10 protein-coding genes are annotated in these 16,925 nt (G+C 64.6%); 5 read left to right on the top strand and 5 right to left on the bottom strand.

Features of this window, described 5'->3' with window-relative positions; translation table 11 throughout:
• The first annotated feature begins 17 nt into the window (after nt 1-17).
• Genes nagA through nagE form a run of 4 tightly spaced genes read left to right on the top strand, consistent with a single transcriptional unit; the run spans nt 18 to nt 6,392 of the window.
• A complete protein-coding gene (gene nagA / locus ACVWZP_RS26415) occupies nt 18-1,124 on the top strand; it encodes an N-acetylglucosamine-6-phosphate deacetylase (RefSeq protein WP_017846148.1) in 1,107 nt (368 codons plus the stop codon).
• Nucleotides 1,117-2,127: an SIS domain-containing protein gene (locus tag ACVWZP_RS26410; protein ID WP_017846149.1), complete on the top strand. Its 1,011-nt coding sequence runs from the start codon at nt 1,117-1,119 to the stop codon at nt 2,125-2,127. The genes nagA and ACVWZP_RS26410 overlap by 8 nt, the downstream gene beginning before the upstream one ends.
• 36 nt (nt 2,128-2,163) lie before the next feature.
• Nucleotides 2,164-4,674 carry a phosphoenolpyruvate--protein phosphotransferase gene (gene ptsP / locus ACVWZP_RS26405; RefSeq protein WP_457370266.1) on the top strand — a complete coding sequence of 837 codons (2,511 nt, stop codon included), beginning with the start codon at nt 2,164-2,166 and terminating at the stop codon, nt 4,672-4,674.
• Between the two features lie 26 nt (nt 4,675-4,700).
• Nucleotides 4,701-6,392, top strand: a complete 1,692-nt coding sequence (nagE, locus tag ACVWZP_RS26400) for an N-acetylglucosamine-specific PTS transporter subunit IIBC (protein ID WP_457370265.1) — start codon at nt 4,701-4,703, stop codon at nt 6,390-6,392.
• Between the two features lie 181 nt (nt 6,393-6,573).
• On the opposite strand, the gene ACVWZP_RS26395 is transcribed toward nagE, so the two are convergent.
• Together ACVWZP_RS26395 and purL are read right to left on the bottom strand one after the other, a co-directional pair.
• Nucleotides 6,574-6,885 (bottom strand): NGG1p interacting factor NIF3, encoded by a 312-nt coding sequence (locus ACVWZP_RS26395; RefSeq protein WP_457370264.1) that lies wholly within the window; start codon nt 6,883-6,885, stop codon nt 6,574-6,576.
• A 4-nt stretch (nt 6,886-6,889) separates the two neighbouring features.
• On the bottom strand, nt 6,890-10,786 hold the full coding sequence (purL, locus tag ACVWZP_RS26390) for a phosphoribosylformylglycinamidine synthase (protein WP_017846153.1): 3,897 nt from the start codon (nt 10,784-10,786) through the stop codon (nt 6,890-6,892).
• Between the two features lie 286 nt (nt 10,787-11,072).
• On the opposite strand from purL, the gene mltF reads away from it, so the two are divergent.
• Entirely contained in the window at nt 11,073-12,533 is a 1,461-nt protein-coding gene (gene mltF, locus ACVWZP_RS26385; RefSeq protein WP_046382191.1) for a membrane-bound lytic murein transglycosylase MltF, read from the top strand.
• A 127-nt stretch (nt 12,534-12,660) separates the two neighbouring features.
• Here the strand turns inward: mltF and ACVWZP_RS26380 are convergent, their stop codons facing one another.
• The 3 genes from ACVWZP_RS26380 to ACVWZP_RS26370 form a co-directional block, all read right to left on the bottom strand.
• The gene (locus tag ACVWZP_RS26380) at nt 12,661-12,957 is read right to left on the bottom strand and encodes a PTS transporter subunit EIIB (protein WP_046382190.1); all 297 of its coding nucleotides are present in this window, start codon (nt 12,955-12,957) and stop codon (nt 12,661-12,663) included.
• 2 nt (nt 12,958-12,959) lie between these two features.
• Nucleotides 12,960-15,491: a phosphoenolpyruvate--protein phosphotransferase gene (gene ptsP / locus ACVWZP_RS26375; RefSeq protein ID WP_457370263.1), complete on the bottom strand. Its 2,532-nt coding sequence runs from the start codon at nt 15,489-15,491 to the stop codon at nt 12,960-12,962.
• A 122-nt stretch (nt 15,492-15,613) separates the two neighbouring features.
• On the bottom strand, nt 15,614-16,834 hold the full coding sequence (locus ACVWZP_RS26370; protein ID WP_026139927.1) for a maltoporin: 1,221 nt from the start codon (nt 16,832-16,834) through the stop codon (nt 15,614-15,616).
• Nucleotides 16,835-16,925: the final 91 nt, after the last annotated feature.

Here is a 16,925-nt window from a genome sequence, read left to right as displayed (position 1 = left end):
GCCTTAGAGAACTGCCCATGTCCGAAGACAATATCCTCACACCCCATGGCTGGATTCGCGGCCGCCTGGTGCATGAACACGGCAAGGTGATCGCCATTGAAGGCGCACCTTGCGACCCGGCCGACAACGACCTGCCCTACCTGCTGCCGGGTTTTATCGACCTGCACGTCCACGGCGGTGGCGGCAAAGACATCATGGAAGGTGCCGACGCCTTCGAAACCATCACCCGCACCCACGTGCGCTTTGGCACCACGTCGCTGCTGGCCACCACCATGACCGCGCCGGTGGATGAAATCTCCAGCGTGCTCGGCCAGCTCGGCAGCTTCTGCGCGCAACGCCCGAGCGGCAGCGCCCGGGTCCTCGGCGTACACCTGGAAGGGCCCTACATCAATCCGGGCAAACTCGGCGCGCAACCCAACTTCGCCCACACCGCATTGATGGAAGAAGTGGAAGCCTACCTGCGCCTGGCGCCGATCCGGGTGATCACCATCGCCCCGGAAATCGCCGGGCATGACCGCCTGATCCGCGCCCTCAGTACACGCGGCGTGCGTATGCAGATCGGCCACACCCTGGGCAGCTATGAAGAAGGCGTCGCCGCCCTCGCCGCCGGCGCCACCAGCTTCACGCATTTGTATAACGCCATGAGCCCGCTGCATCACCGCGAGCCCGGCATCGTCGGCGCGGCGCTGGCCCACGCGCAGTACGCGGAATTGATCCCGGATTTGCTCCACGTACACCCCGGCGCCATGCGCGTGGCCCTGCGCGCGATCCCGTGCCTGTACTGCGTCACCGATTCCACCGCCGCCGCCGGCATGCCCGACGGCGAATACAAGCTGGGCAGCCACACCGTGACCAAATGCCTGGGCGGCGTGCGCCTGGCCGACGGCACCCTGGCTGGCAGCACCCTGACCATGGATCAGGCGCTGCGCAACCTGGTGAAGATCGGCCTGCCCATCAGCGAAGCCTCACAACGCCTGTCGCAATTTCCGGCGGACTACCTGGGCCTGGAACAACGCGGCCGCCTGCAACCCGGCAGCTTTGCCGACTGCGTGCGCCTGGACCGCTCCCTGCACCTCACCGACGTCATGGTCGAAGGAGAAACCATTGTCTTCAAAAATGCTTGAAGAGGCCCTCGCCTCCAGCGACGCGGTCGCGGCGCAGCTGCAACGCCTGGCCCCGCGCCTGCAAGACATCGCCGAGCGCCTGCGCCGTCAGCCGCCGCACGTGGCGATGACTGTCGCTCGCGGCAGTTCCGACCACGCCGCGAGCTACTTCGCCTACCTGGCCATGCAGCACGTGGGCATTCCGGTGGCGTCGTTGCCGATGTCGGTGGTGACCCTGCTGCACGCGCCGTTGAAGGTCAGCGGCCAGGTCGCATTCGGCTTCTCTCAGTCGGGCCAGAGCCCGGACCTGGTCGACAGCCTGCGCCTGCTGCGCCAACGCGGCGCCTTGAGCATCTCGCTGGTGAATGCCGAAGACTCGCCCCTGGAAGCCGCCTGCGAATTCCACGTGCCGCTGTGCGCCGGGCCGGAACTCAGCGTGGCCGCGACCAAGAGCTTTATCGCCACCCTCAGCGCCAGCGCGCTGTTGATCGGCCACTGGAACCAGGAAACCGACCTGCTGCACGCCTGCCGTGCGTTGCCCGATGGCCTGCGCGAGGCGGCCAAACAGGATTGGACGAACGCCATCGACGCCCTGCGCGACTGCCAGCAGTTGATGGTCATCGGCCGAGGCGCCGGTTTTGCCATCGCCCAGGAAGCCGCGCTCAAGCTCAAGGAAACCTCGGCGATCCAGGCCGAAGCCTTCAGCAGCGCCGAGGTGCGTCATGGGCCGATGGCCTTGATCGACGACAACTACCCGCTGCTGATATTCGCCCCACGCGGTGCCGAGCAAGCCGGCCTGTTGAGCCTGGCCGCCGATATGCGCCAACGCGGCGCCCGCGTGTTGCTGGCCGCGCCGGACGATATCGCCGAACGCGACCTGCCGCTGAGCCGCGCCGAACACCCGAGCCTGGACCCGATCCTGGCCATCCAGAGTTTCTATGTCATGGCCGCCGGCCTGGCGCTCGCCCGTGGCATGAACCCGGACCAGCCGCGCCACCTGAGCAAAGTGACCCGCACCCACTGAGTGGCGTGCCGCGATTTCCTGATGAGTACCGTGCCCATGTCCAACAACAATAATGCATTGACCCTCGGCGCCCCCCTCAGCGGGCCGGTGCTGGCCCTGGGCAACGTCCCCGACGAAGTATTCGCCAGCGGCGCCATGGGTGACGGCCTGGCCATCGATCCGCTGAACGATAGCCTGTACGCACCGTGCGACGGCGAGATCATCCATGTCGCGCGCACCGGGCATGCGCTGACGCTTCGCGCGCAGAACGGCGCCGAGCTGTTGATGCATGTGGGCATCGACACCGTGGCGTTGAACGGCGAAGGGTTCGCCCTGCTGGTGAAGAACGGTGCGCAGGTGAGCAAGGGCCAGGCGCTGATACAGTTCGATCTGGACCGGATTGCGCGCCAGTGCAAAAGCCTGGTCAGCCTGATCATTCTCACCAACAGCGAGCGCTTCGAACTGACACCGCTGCCGCTGCGCTCGGTCAAACACGGTGAACCGCTGGCGCGCGTAGCGCTGCGTTCCGGCGCGGCGCTGCAAACCGCTGTGGATAACTCCGTCGCGCAAGCCAGCGCCAACGTGCGGATCACCCATCGCGGCGGCTTGCATGCGCGTCCGGCGGCATTGATCCGCAAGACCGCACAAGCGTTCAGCAGCCAGACGCAGTTGCATTTCGCCGGCAAGTCGGCGGCGTGCGACAGCTTGATCGGCCTGATGGGGCTGGGCATCGGTGAGGGCGATGAGGTGCGTGTCACCTGTCGCGGCAAGGATTGTGCGGCGGCGTTACAGGCGCTGGTCGCCGCGCTGTCTGTCGCCATCGGCGAAGAACCTCACACGCCGATGGCGGCCGCTCCACGCCGCGCGAACACCGAGGTCGGTGTGTTGCAAGGTGTCTGTGCGGCACCGGGCCTGGTGTGCGGGCCGCTGTTCCGCCTGAGCACGATCGAGTTGCCGGCCGATACCGGCAACCACTGCGCCGACGAACAGTTGCAACGGCTGGACGCGGCCCTTGAGCAAGTGCGCGGCGAAATCCGCACCACCCTGGACCTCGCCCGCCAACGCCGAAATGCCGAAGAAGAAGACATCTTCGCCGCCCACCTCGCCTTGCTGGAAGACCCCGCCCTGCTGGACACCGCCACCCGCGCCATCGAGCACGGCAGCGCCGCGACCCACGCCTGGCGCGATGCGATCCAGGCGCAATGCGCGGTGTTGCTGGGCCTGGGCAAGCCGTTGCTGGCCGAGCGCTCCAACGACCTGCGCGACCTGCAACAACGGGTGCTGCGCGTGCTGCTCGGCGAAGCGTGGCACGTCGAGTTGCCTGCCGGGGCGATTGTCAGCGCCCACGAGCTGACGCCGTCGGACCTGCTGCAACTGAGCGCGCAACACGCCGCCGGCCTTTGCATGGCCGAGGGCGGCGCCACCTCCCATGTCGCGATCCTGGCCCGCGGGAAAGGCTTGCCGTGCGTGGTGGCATTGGGCGCCGAAGTGCTCGATGTGCCCCAAGGCCAACGCGTGGTGCTCGACGCGGCCAACGGTCGCCTGGAGCTGACACCGAGCGCGGCGCGCCACGCCGAAGTCGAGCGGATTCGCGACACGCAGAACCTGCGTCGCCAGGAACAACAGACCCAGGCCCGACTGCCAGCGAACACCCGCGATGGCATGACCATCGAAGTCGCCGCCAATGTCGCCTCCAGCGCCGAGGTCCAGGTGGCGTTTGAAAACGGCGCCGATGGCATCGGCCTGCTGCGCACCGAGTTCCTCTTCGTCGACCGCCGCACCGCGCCGGATGAACAGGAACAACGCCAGGCCTATCAAGCCGTGCTGGATGCAATGGGCGACAAGTCGGTGATCATCCGCACCATCGACGTGGGCGGCGACAAACAGCTCGACTACCTGCCGCTGCCGGTCGAGGCCAACCCGGTGCTGGGCCTGCGCGGCATTCGCCTGGCCCAGGTGCGCCCCGACGTGCTCGACCAGCAACTGCGCGCACTGCTGCAAGTCAGCCCGCTGGCGCGCTGCCGCATCCTGCTGCCGATGGTCAGCGAAGTCGACGAACTGCTGCAGATCCGCCAACGCCTGGATGAACTGTGCGTCGAGCTGCAACTGACCCAACGCCCGGAACTGGGGGTGATGATCGAAGTGCCCGCCGCCGCGCTGATGGCCGAACAACTGGCCAGGCATGCCGACTTCCTGTCCATCGGCACCAATGACCTGTCCCAGTACACCCTGGCCATGGACCGCGACCACGCCGGCCTCGCCGCGCGGGTCGATGCGCTGCACCCGGCGCTGCTGCGGCTGATCGCCCAGACCTGCACGGGCGCGGCCAAACACGGGCGTTGGGTCGGCGTGTGCGGCGCCTTGGCATCCGACCCGCTGGCGACGCCGGTGTTGGTCGGGCTGGGGGTCAGCGAGCTATCGGTCAGCCCGCCGCAGATCGGCGAAATCAAGGACCGCGTCCGCCACCTGGACGCGGCGCAATGCCGGCAACTGAGCCTGGGCCTGCTCGACCTGAGCAGCGCCAAGGCGGTACGCCAAGCCTGTCAACACCACTGGCCGCTGAGCTGACAACAACAAGAAAAGGGAGACACGCCATGTACCAACACCTTATCGAAGGCCTGCAACGCCTGGGCCGTGCGCTGATGCTGCCGATCGCGATCCTGCCGATCGCCGGCCTGCTGCTGCGCCTGGGCGACACCGACCTGCTCAACATCGCGGTGATGCACGACGCCGGGCAGGCGATCTTCGCCAACCTTGCGCTGATCTTCGCCATCGGCATCGCCGTGGGCTTTGCCCGCGACAATAACGGCACGGCCGGTTTGGCCGGGGCCATCGGTTACCTCGTGATGATCTCGACGCTCAAGGTGATGGACTCGACCATCAACATGGGCATGCTTGCCGGGATCGCCAGCGGCCTGATGGCGGGCGGGCTGTATAACCGCTTCAAGGACATCAAGCTGCCGGAGTACCTGGCGTTCTTCGGCGGGCGGCGATTCGTGCCGATTGTCACCGGGTTCAGCGCGGTCGGCCTGGGCGTGATCTTTGGCCTGATCTGGCCGCCGATCCAGCACGGCATCAACAGCTTCGGCGTGTTGCTGATGGAAAGCGGCAGCCTGGGGGCCTTCGTGTTTGGCGTGTTCAACCGACTGCTGATCGTCACCGGCCTGCACCATATCCTCAACAACATGGCGTGGTTCGTGTTCGGCAGCTTTACCGACCCGGTGACCGGCGCGGTGGTGACCGGCGACCTGACCCGCTACTTCGCCGGTGACCCGAAAGGTGGCCAGTTCATGACCGGCATGTTCCCGGTGATGCTGTTCGGCCTGCCCGCCGCGTGCCTGGCGATGTACCGCAACGCCCTGCCGGAACGACGCAAAGTGATGGGCGGGATTTTCCTGTCGATGGCGCTGACCTCGTTCCTGACCGGCGTGACCGAACCGATCGAATTCGCCTTCATGTTCCTCGCGCCGTTCCTGTACCTGCTGCACGCGCTGCTGACCGGGCTGTCGATGGCGGTCACCAACCTGCTGGATATCCACCTCGGATTTACTTTTTCCGGCGGCTTTATCGACATGGTGCTGGGTTGGGGCAAGTCCACCAACGGTTGGCTGGTCGTACCGGTCGGCCTGGCTTATGCGGCGATTTACTACAGCGTGTTCAGCTACTGCATCCGCCGCTTCAACCTGAAGACACCGGGCCGCGAAGATATCCCGGTGGCGCAGGCCGAAGCGATGAGCGATAACCAGCGCGCCACGGCTTACATCCACGCGCTGGGAGGGGCGGACAACCTGCTCAGCGTCGGGGCTTGCACCACGCGCCTGCGCCTGGACATGGTCGACCGCAACAAAGCGGTGGATGCACAGTTGAAAGCCCTCGGCGCGATGGCCGTGGTGCGGCCGGGCAACGGCGGCAGTTTGCAGGTGGTGGTCGGGCCGATGGCCGACAGCATTGCCGATGAGATTCGCCTGGCGATGCCAGCGTTTGTGGCCGCCGCGCCGGTGGATAAACCGGTCGCGGTCAATGTGCAGGAAGCCGAGCAATGGTTGAGTGCATTGGGCGGCCGGGGGAATGTGCGCCAGCTGGAAGCGGTGGCGATGACCCGGTTGCGGGTGGAATTGGGGGATGATTCGGTGGTGTCCGAGGCTCAACTGACGGCGCTTGGTTGCCAAGGCATCAGCCAACTTGATAGCGGTGTTTGGCACCTGCTGATTGGTGACAAGGCCTCGGGTTTGAGTGAGGTATTGGAGCGACTGGTCAGCGGCCATGCGGTCGGCGCCAGGGTTTAAGAGAGGTAGTGGCTGTTCTGGCCTCATCGCGGGCAAGCCCCCTCCCACATTTGACCGAGTTCCAACGCTGGAATGCGGGTAAATGTGGGAGCGGGCTTGCCCGCGATGAGGCCCTTACAGCCAACAAAAAACCCACTGACCAAACTGGCCCAGCGGGTTTCTCGTTCATGCAATCAACGAATCAGAAATCCGCCAACCGCCACACCTCATACGCCGGTGTCTCATAGGGATGGCTCCGCTTCAACGCAGCCACAACAGCCACGATCAGCTCATCCGCCACCACCAGCTCAACCTTCCACTCTTCAACCACTTCAATCTGGCCGACTTGCCCGAGAAACGGCTGGCTGCCGTCCAACGCGCGGAATTGGCCCTGGCCCAGCACTTGCCAGGCGCAGCTGTCGTAGTCGCCGATGCGCCCGCCGCCAGCTGCGAAGACGGCGGCTTTCACCGCCTCCACATGGCTGCCGGGCACGAAGAAGCTGAGCTTGTACACCGCCTTAGTTCACCCACACGCGCGCGTTGCGGAACATCCGCATCCACGCGCCGTCTTCGTTCCACTCTTCCGGGCGCCACGAGTTCTGCACGGCGCGGAATACACGCTCCGGGTGCGGCATCATGATGGTGACGCGACCGTCGCGGCTGGTAAGGCCGGTGATCCCGCGCGGCGAACCGTTCGGGTTGGCCGGGTAGCTTTCGGTGACCTTGCCGTGGTTGTCGACGAAACGCATGGCGACGCAACCGGATACATCGGCTTCGAGCAAGGCTTCTTCGCTGGCGAACTCGGCATGGCCTTCACCGTGGGCGATGGCGATTGGCATACGCGAACCGGCCATGCCTTGCAGGAAGATCGAGTTGGACTCCTGCACCTGCACCATGGCGACACGGGCTTCGAACTGCTCGGAACGGTTACGCACGAAGTGCGGCCAGAACTCGCTGCCCGGGATCAGTTCGTGGAGGTTGGACATCATCTGGCAACCGTTGCACACACCCAGGGTGAAGCTGTCGTTGCGTTCGAAGAAGCCCTGGAACGCGTCGCGGGCACGGCTGTTGAACAGGGCCGACTTGGCCCAGCCTTCACCGGCACCCAGCACGTCGCCGTAGGAGAAACCGCCGCAGGCCACCAGGCCTTTGAACTCGTTGAGGTCGACGCGACCGGCGAGGATGTCGCTCATGTGTACATCGATCGCATTGAAGCCGGCGCGGTCGAACGCGGCCGCCATTTCCACCTGGCCGTTGACGCCCTGCTCGCGCAGTACGGCAACCTGTGGGCGAATGCCTTTCTTGATGTACGGCGCGGCGATGTCCTGGTTGACGTCGAAGCTGAGCTTGGTGCTCAGGCCCGGGTTGTCTTCTTCCAGGATCACGTCGAATTCCTGCTCGGCGCAGTCGGCGTTATCGCGCAGGCGCTGGATCTGGTAGCTGGTCTCGGCCCACTGGCGCTGCAGCAGACGGCGCTGGCCTTCGAACACGGTGTCGCCGTTGAAGACGATGTCGATCTGACCGTTGTTGATCGGCTGGCCGATCACGGCCACGCAATCGCCCAGGCCGGCGGCGCTGAACTGTGCCAATACGTTTGGCGTCGCGTCCTGGCGCACCTGGATCACCGCACCCAGCTCTTCGTTGAACAGGATGCCGTTGAGTTCAGAGGCGTCCTCGGCAACGCTGTCGAGCACCAGGTTCAAGCCGCAGTGACCGGCGAAGGCCATCTCGACCACGCTGGTCAACAGACCACCGTCGGAACGGTCGTGGTAGGCCAGCAGGTGGCCGTCGGCGTTGAGGCCCTGGATCACGGCGAAGAAGGCTTTCAGGTCTTCGGCGTCATCGACGTCCGGCGCGTGTTTGCCGAGCTTGCCATGGGTTTGCGCGAGGATCGAGGCGCCCATGCGGTTCTGGCCACGGCCCAGGTCGATCAGGATCAGATCGGTGGTGCCCTTGTCCATGCGCAGTTGCGGGGTCAGGGTCTGGCGGATGTCGGTGACCGGCGCGAAACCGGTGACGATCAACGACAGTGGCGAGGTGACGCTCTTGTCCACGCCTTCGTCGTTCCAGCGGGTGGCCATGGACATGGAGTCCTTGCCCACCGGAATGGTGATCCCCAGTTCCGGGCACAGCTCCATGCCGACAGCCTTGACGGTGTCGTACAGGCGCGCGTCTTCGCCGGGGTGACCGGCAGCAGACATCCAGTTGGCCGACAACTTGATGTCGGACAGCTTGCCGATACGGGACGCGGCGATGTTGGTGAGGGTTTCACCAATGGCCATGCGGCCCGACGCCGGAGCGTCCAACAGGGCCAGCGGCGTGCGTTCGCCCATGGCCATGGCTTCACCGGTGTAGACGTCGAAGCTGGTGGCGGTGACGGCAACGTCGGCCACCGGCACTTGCCATGGGCCGACCATTTGGTCACGGGCAACCAGGCCGGTGATGGTGCGGTCGCCGATGGTGATCAGGAAACTTTTGCTCGCGACCGCCGGGTGGTGCAGCACGCGTTCGATGCTGTCGGCCAATTCCAGTGTGCTTGGGTCGAAGTCATCGCCCAGCTCGGTTTCACGTACCGCCGAGCGGTGCATGCGCGGGGCTTTGCCCAGCAGCACTTCGAGCGGCATGTCCACCGGGCTGTTGCCGAAGTGGCTGTCGGTGACCGTCAGTTGCGGCTCGGCAGTGGCTTCGCCGACCACGGCAAACGGGCAACGCTCGCGTTCGCAGATGGCCTGGAAGCGCGCGAAGTCTTCAGGACCGACGGCCAGGACGTAGCGTTCCTGGGACTCGTTGCTCCAGATTTCGTGCGGGGCCATGCCCGGCTCGTCGTTTGGAATGTTGCGCAGTTCGAAACGGCCGCCACGCTCGCCATCGTTGACCAGCTCCGGGAAGGCGTTGGACAAACCGCCGGCGCCGACGTCGTGGATGAAGCTGATCGGGTTCTTGTCACCCAACTGCCAGCAACGGTCGATGACTTCCTGGCAGCGACGCTCCATCTCTGGGTTTTCGCGCTGTACCGAAGCGAAGTCCAGGTCTGCCGAGCTGGTGCCGGTGGCCATGGAGGAAGCCGCGCCGCCGCCCAGGCCAATCAGCATCGCCGGGCCGCCGAGCACGATCAGCTTGGAGCCGACCAGGATCTCGCCTTTCTTGACGTGTTCTTCACGGATGTTGCCCATGCCGCCGGCCAACATGATCGGCTTGTGGTAACCGCGCACTTCGTCGCCACGCGGGGTGGTGATGGACTGTTCGAAGGTACGGAAATAACCGGTCAGCGCCGGACGGCCGAATTCGTTGTTGAACGCGGCGCCGCCCAGCGGGCCTTCGATCATGATGTCCAGCGCGGTGACGATGCGCTCCGGCTTGCCGTAGGGCACTTCCCACGGCTGTTCGAAGCCCGGGATCTGCAGGTTGGACACGGTAAAACCGGTCAGCCCGGCCTTGGGCTTGGCGCCACGGCCGGTGGCACCTTCGTCGCGGATCTCGCCGCCGGAACCGGTGGCTGCGCCCGGGAACGGGGCAATTGCGGTCGGGTGGTTGTGGGTCTCGACTTTCATCAGGATGTGTACCGGTTCCTGCACCGCGCCGTACTGGCGGGTTTCAGGGTCCGGGAAGAAACGACCGGCGACGCTGCCGACGATGACCGAAGCGTTGTCCTTATAAGCCGACAGAACGCCTTCGCTGTGCATCACGTAGGTGTTCTTGATCATGCCGAACAGGCTTTTTTCCTGGCTTTCGCCGTCGATGTCCCAACTGGCGTTGAAGATCTTGTGACGGCAGTGCTCGGAGTTGGCCTGGGCGAACATCATCAGTTCGATGTCGTGCGGGTTGCGCTTCAAGCCGTTGAAGGCGTTGACCAGATAATCGATCTCGTCTTCGGCCAGGGCCAGGCCCAGCTCGGTGTTGGCCTTCGCGAGGGCGGCGCGGCCACCGCCGAGCACGTCAATCGCGGTCAGCGGCTTGGGCTCGGCGTGGCTGAACAGAGCACCGGCCTGTTCCAGCTGGCTGACGATGATCTGGGTCATGCGGTCGTGCAGGCTGCCGGCGATCAGCTCGGCTTCGGCCTCGCTGAACTGGCCCGCGACATAGAAGGCAATACCGCGTTCCAGGCGCTGGATTTTTTCCAGGCCGCAGTTGCGGGCGATATCGCTGGCCTTGCTCGACCAGGGCGAGATGGTGCCGAACCGCGGCAGAACCAGGAACAAGCGGCCAGTCGGCTCTTGAACGGGAACGCTTGGGCCGTACTTCAGAAGGCGTGCCAGCACTTGCTGTTCGTCGGCGGTCAAGACGCCGGTCACGTCGGCGAAATGAGCAAATTCAGCATACAGGCCTGTAACAGCTGGAACCTTCTGGCTCAGTTGCTCAAGGAGTTTGCTGTGGCGAAAGGCAGAAAGGGCAGGAGCGCCGCGCAGGATCAACATCTTCGGGACAGCCTCGGGAAGGGGTGTGCTTTGAGGCCGTGCATTCTAACGTAAACCGTCGTCAACGGCACCCGAAACACTAACGCTGGCCGCTGCCGAACGTCAGTTGGCTGGGTTTGCACGGTGCCGGGGCGTTATCCGGGGCGGCGGGCACAGTTATTTTAACCGTCACAATCGCTCTCCAAGCCACGTTTCTGCGGGCTGCAGCACAGTTTCAAGGCGGCTAGCAGACAAGTCCCCCGCTGTCGAGATATGGCGCCGTGGGCCGTTTGCGTATACTGCGCAGATGTTCTCCCCAACTGCTTTGCGCCCGCGATGCGCCAAATGGCTCATCGCCACCGGACTCTTCCTGATGCTCAGCGCCTGTGTTGATAAACCCAGCACGCTCGAGCGAATCAAGGAGGATGGCGTATTGCGGGTGATTACCCGGAACAGCCCGGCCACGTATTTCCAGGACCGCAACGGTGAAACCGGTTTCGAATACGAACTGGTCAAGCGCTTTGCCGACGACCTGGGGGTGAAGCTGGAAATCGAGACCGCCGACAACCTCGACGACCTGTTCGGCCAGCTGGGCAAACCCAACGGCCCAGTACTCGCCGCCGCCGGCTTGGTCAGCAGCGAGCGACGCAAGCAGCAGGTGCGCTTTTCCCACCCGTACCTGGAAGTCACCCCGCAGATCATCTACCGCAACGGCCAGTCGCGCCCCACCAACGCGGCAGACCTGGCGGGCAAGAAGATCATCGTGCTCAAGGGCAGTACCCACGCCGAACAACTGGCCGAGCTTAAAAAGCAGAACCCTGCGATCGAATACGAAGAATCCGACGCCGTTGAAGTGGTCGACCTGCTGCGCATGGTCGACGAGGGCCAGATCGACCTGACCCTGGTGGACTCCAACGAAGTGGCGATGAACCAGGTGTACTTTCCCAACGTGCGCGTGGCGTTCGACCTCGGCGATGCCAGCAACCAAAGCTGGGCCGTGGCCGCCGGCGAAGACAACAGCCTGCTCAACGAGGTCAACAGCTACCTGGACAAGGTCGGCAAGAACGGCACCTTGCAGCGCCTGAAAGATCGCTATTACGGGCACGTCGATGTGCTCGGCTACATGGGCGCCTACACCTTCGCCCAGCACTTGCAGCAGCGCCTGCCCAAGTACGAGAAACACTTCAAGACCTTCGCCAAGGAAGAAAAGGTCGACTGGCGCCTGTTGGCCGCCATCGGCTATCAGGAATCACTCTGGCAACCGGCGGTCACCTCCAAGACCGGCGTGCGCGGCCTGATGATGCTGACCCAGAACACCGCCCAGGCGATGGGCGTGTCCAACCGCCTGGACGCCAAGCAAAGCATCATGGGCGGCGCCAAGTACCTGGCGAAGATCAAGGACGAGCTGGACGACGATATCGCCGAGCCGGACCGCACCTGGTTTGCCCTGGCCGCCTACAACGTGGGCACCGGGCATCTGGACGACGCGCGCAAGCTGGCGCAGAAGGACGGCCTGAACCCGAACAAGTGGCTGGACGTGAAGAAAATGCTGCCGCGCCTGTCGCAGAAGCAGTGGTACAGCAAGACCCGCTACGGCTATGCACGGGGCGGCGAGCCGGTACACTTCGTGGCGAACATCCGGCGCTACTACGACATCCTCACCTGGGTGACCCAGCCACAACTGGAAGGCAACCAGGTAGTCGAAGGCAACCTGCATGTGCCAGGGGTCAACAAGACCAAGCCGCCGGAAGAGAACCCGCAGCTGTAAACCCGAAGCCCCCAAACACCACCGCCCAATGTGGGAGGGGGCTTGCCCCCGATAGCGGTGTGACAGTCAGCTTGTTTATAACTGACCCACCGCCATCGGGGGCAAGCCCCCTCCCACATTTGAATCGCTACTGGCCTTGAAGACCAGTGATCAGATGCACGATCCCACCCGCCAGCACCATCACTCCCGACACTCCCGCTGCCTTTAACGCCGCCGCATCCACCCGCGCCGCATCCCGCAGTTGCACACGCACCCGCGTCAGCGCCACGCGTTGTTGCGACTGGAGGTTATCCGCGCCACCGAGGGCATTCAGCACATCGGCGGACAACAGGTTCTCCGCCGCCGGCACAGGCGCCGCGACGGTTTCGGCGATCAAGTCCGGGGTCAGGGCTTTCCAGAATGCCCGCTGCAATTTCTCGAACATGTTCAGTGCTCCACGACAGGTGAGGTTTCAACGGTGGCCGCGTGGTACAGGCGCAAGGCCTCACGCACCTGCGCGGCTTCTTCAAGGCCGAGCACCTGATGGGCGATGATCTGGCAATCCGCCAGGTCCAGCTCGCGCACGGTGGCCTTGATGGTCGGGATCAGCGGTACGCTGACCGACAGCTCGTCCACCCCCAGCCCGATCAACACCGGCACCGCCGACGCTTCAGACGCCAGCGCCCCGCACACGCCAACCCACTTGCCGTGGGCATGGGCGGCCTTGACGGTGGTGGCGATCAGACGCAGCACCGCAGGGTGAAAGCTGTCGGCCTGGCTGGCCAGGCGTGGGTGATCGCGGTCCATCGCCAGGGTGTACTGGGTCAGGTCGTTGGTGCCGATGGAGAAAAAGTCCACATGGGGCGCGAACACGTCCGCCATCAAGGCCGCGGACGGCACTTCGATCATGATGCCCAGCTTCGGCAGCTCGGCGAGCCCCAGCGCCAACGCTTCCTCTTCAAGCATCGTGCGCGCCAGGCGCAGCTCCGAGAGCAGGCTGACCATCGGCAGCATGATGTGCAGCCGCGTCAACCCGGCACTCGCGAGGATCGCGCGGAACTGTTCGCGCAACAACTCGGGGCGCTCCAGACACAAACGAATACCGCGCAAGCCCAGGAACGGGTTGGTCTCGGCATCCATCGGCACATAGGCCAACGGCTTATCGCCGCCGACATCCAACGTGCGTACCACCAGGTTGCGCTCCGGGCCCAGGGCGCGGGCGATGGCGTTGTAGGTGCCGGCTTGCTCCTCGGGGCTCGGTGCGCGATGGCGGTCCAGGTACAGAAACTCTGATCGCAGCAGCCCCACGCCTTCGCCGCCCAGGCTCAGGGATTGCTCGACCTCCTGAAGCGACGCGACGTTGGCCGTGACTTCGACGTGATGACCATCGCGGGTGATGGCCGCCAGGCGTGCCTGCGCGACATCGCGTTGGCGCCGCGCTATTTGCTCCCGGTGGGTGGCCTGCAATTGCTCGATCTCGGCCAGGTCCGGGTCCAGGTGCAACTCGCCCTTGTCGGCGTCCAGCAACACCTGCCGACCGTCGGCCAACGCCAGTACCTGCGGCGGCACCCCGCAAATCGCCGGCAGCCCCAGCGCCCGGGCGAGGATCGCGACGTGGCTGGTCGCCCCGCCACCGACGGTGACGAACCCGAGCACCTTGTGCGTGTCGAGGCTGGCGGTCTGCGACGGCGTCAGTTGCTCGGCGATCAGGATCGCGCGCTCAGGCAGTTCCCAGGCGCGGTCGTGAATGCCGAGGATCAGTTTCAGCACGCGCTGGCCGACGTCGGCCAGGTCCGCCGCACGTTCGGCGAGCAGGGCATTGCCCAGGCCCTGGAACAGTTGGGCGGTGGCGAGCGTGGCGCTGTTCCAGGCAAAGGCGGCGCTTTTGCCGACGGCCAGCAGGTCGTGGGCTTGCTCCAGCAGGGTCGGGTCTTCGAGCAGTTCCTGATGGGCGCGGAAGATCTGCGCCTGGGCACTGCCGACCGCCTTGGCCTGCAAGCTCTGCAAGGCCTCGGTAGCGGCGTGCAGGCCACGGTCCAACGCCGCGCGTTCGAGTGCTTCGCCGCCGCCCGTTTCGGGAATGCTCAGCGCCGGCTCTGCCACTTGGACCACCTGGCCAAACGCCGAGCCCGGCGACGCACACACGCCCCGCAGCAGGCTCGTGGACGCCAGCGACACACGCGGTTCGACGTCCTCGACCGGCGCCGCGACGCTCTCGCCGCACCCCTCGGCCAACAGCGCCACCAACGCCTTGATCGCCGCGGCGGCATCCTCTCCCGCCGCGCTCACCTGCAAGGTGTCGCCCTGCACGGTTTGCAGTGCCATGATCGCCACCAGCGACTTGGCGTTGGCGCTCTGGGTTTGCTTGTGCAGGTAGATACTGGCGTCGAACCCCTTCGCCGCCTGGGCAAACACCGCCGCCGGGCGCGCGTGCAAACCGTTGGCATTGGGCAACGTCAACGGTTTGGAGAACAGTGCGTCGCCCTCCTCTTCGTCCTCGGTTTCAGCCGTCTCGCCTGGCGACAGGCGCACCAGCGGCTGGCCCAGCGTGACCGGGCCGCTGTCCGACGCCAGCAGCGCAAACGGCTCGCCGCTGACCACCAGCATCAAGGTCAACAGGCTCCGGGCATTGAGCGCTACGTAGTCGGCGTCGAACTCGATCAACGGCTGCCCGGCCTCCACCCGCTGGCCTTCCCCGACCAAACGGCTGAACCCCTTGCCCGCCAGGTTCACGGTGTCCAGGCCGATATGCAGCAGCACCTGGACGCCATTGTCAGCCGTGATGCTCACCGCATGGCCAGTGTCCTGGATATTGCTGATCACCCCGGCCAACGGTGCGCAGAGGGTCTGCGAGGTCGGGTCGATGCACAGGCCGTCGCCGATCAGGCGGCTGGAGAACACCGGGTCGGGGACCTTGTCCAGTGCCAGCAGCACGCCCGACAAGGGCGCAAGCAATTCCAGGGGTTGAGTTGCGGTCATGACTTCACCTGCTGTTTTGTTCTGTAAAAATCATTGGGTGGATACAAATCCCGAGGTGACAAAGATCAAATGTGGGAAGGGCTTGCCCCCTCCCCCATTTAAGCCTGTCTACATCCGAAGATTCACTTCCACCAGTACTCGACTTGCACACCGACGTTCGAGCCATGCCGCGCGGTGCCGTAGGCGCCGGTGTCAGACAACGCCGACCCAGCCGCCAGCTCATTCGCCGCGCGTTTGGCCGCTGCGTTCCAGCTCGCATAGGTGTAGTACAGACGCACTTCCGGGCGCGCCCAGAAATCCGGGCCTTTGGGCGACCAGGTCGGGGCGAAGGTGAATTTGCTCAGTTTGCGCGTACCGCCGGTGGCGTCGACCTGATCATGACCAAGCTCGGTGACCAGTTTGAACTGTTCACTGATGGCATAGGCCGGGCGCACACCGATGGACATCCAGGTCTGGTCCTGGCTGCCGGGGCGAATGTCTTTCTGGTACACGGCCTCGATCTGCCCACCGAAACGCGGGGTCACCTGCCAGTCGAAAAACTCCACGGCGCGGTAGCTTTTGCTGCTGTTATCCAGGGCCGTATTGCCGGTGTAGCCAAGGCCGGTGCCGGGACCTTCGCCATACTGCAGGGCGAACTTGTTCTTGCCGCCGAGGAAAGGTTTTTGCACATGTTGCGCGGTCAGCGCCCAACCGCTGTTGGCATCACGCCCACCGGCTTTTTCGATGTAGCTCAAGCCCAGTTCCAGCTCGCCGCCGGGGTTGGTCTTGAAGCCGGCCACGTTGAAGTCGTGACGCGTGGCGTATTCCTTCTGGTACAGGTTGTCCTTGCGCGAAAGCGCGTAGCTGTATTTCAGGTCGCCAATCAGCACATCCTCGATGCCGCCGCCCGTGGCGCTCTGGTTCCAGTAGTAGAAATCGGAGATATGGATGTCGTTACGCTTGTAGTAACGCCGCCCCGCCCACAGCGAGCCGCCGTTGAGGCTGGGCAGGTTGGACCACTGTGCATACATCTGCGGCATGCGCGCCGAGCCGTTGTCTTCGCCCTGGAATTTAAGCGCGCGGTCGTACTTGTTGTAGAGCGAAGCCATGGCGTCGACGCTGAGCACGGAGCCGTCGTCGAGGGTCAGCAGGTCCTGGCGCAGTTCCAGTTCGGCGTACTGTTCGCATTCGTTGCCCAACCGGTATTTGGATTGCGCGCCCGGTAGTTGGAAGCATTGCTGCTTGCCACTGCCGGTCGACGTCCCCGCGCCGCTACGCAAGTAACCGGCAAACTCCAGGGCCTGAGCGCCGAACGGCAAGCTCAGACACGATGCAACGAGGCCCAGCTTTATTGTTGTTTTCATGAAGTACTCCGATATTTTTATTATGTTTGTGTGAAGCGCCCGGTGCTCCCACACCGGGAATTGACCTTCTGCTTCGCGTCGCGCGGGGCAG

The sequence above is a fragment of the Pseudomonas sp. TE36184 genome, assembly GCF_054060055.1.
This window is presented reverse-complemented; position numbering and strand designations above follow the sequence as displayed.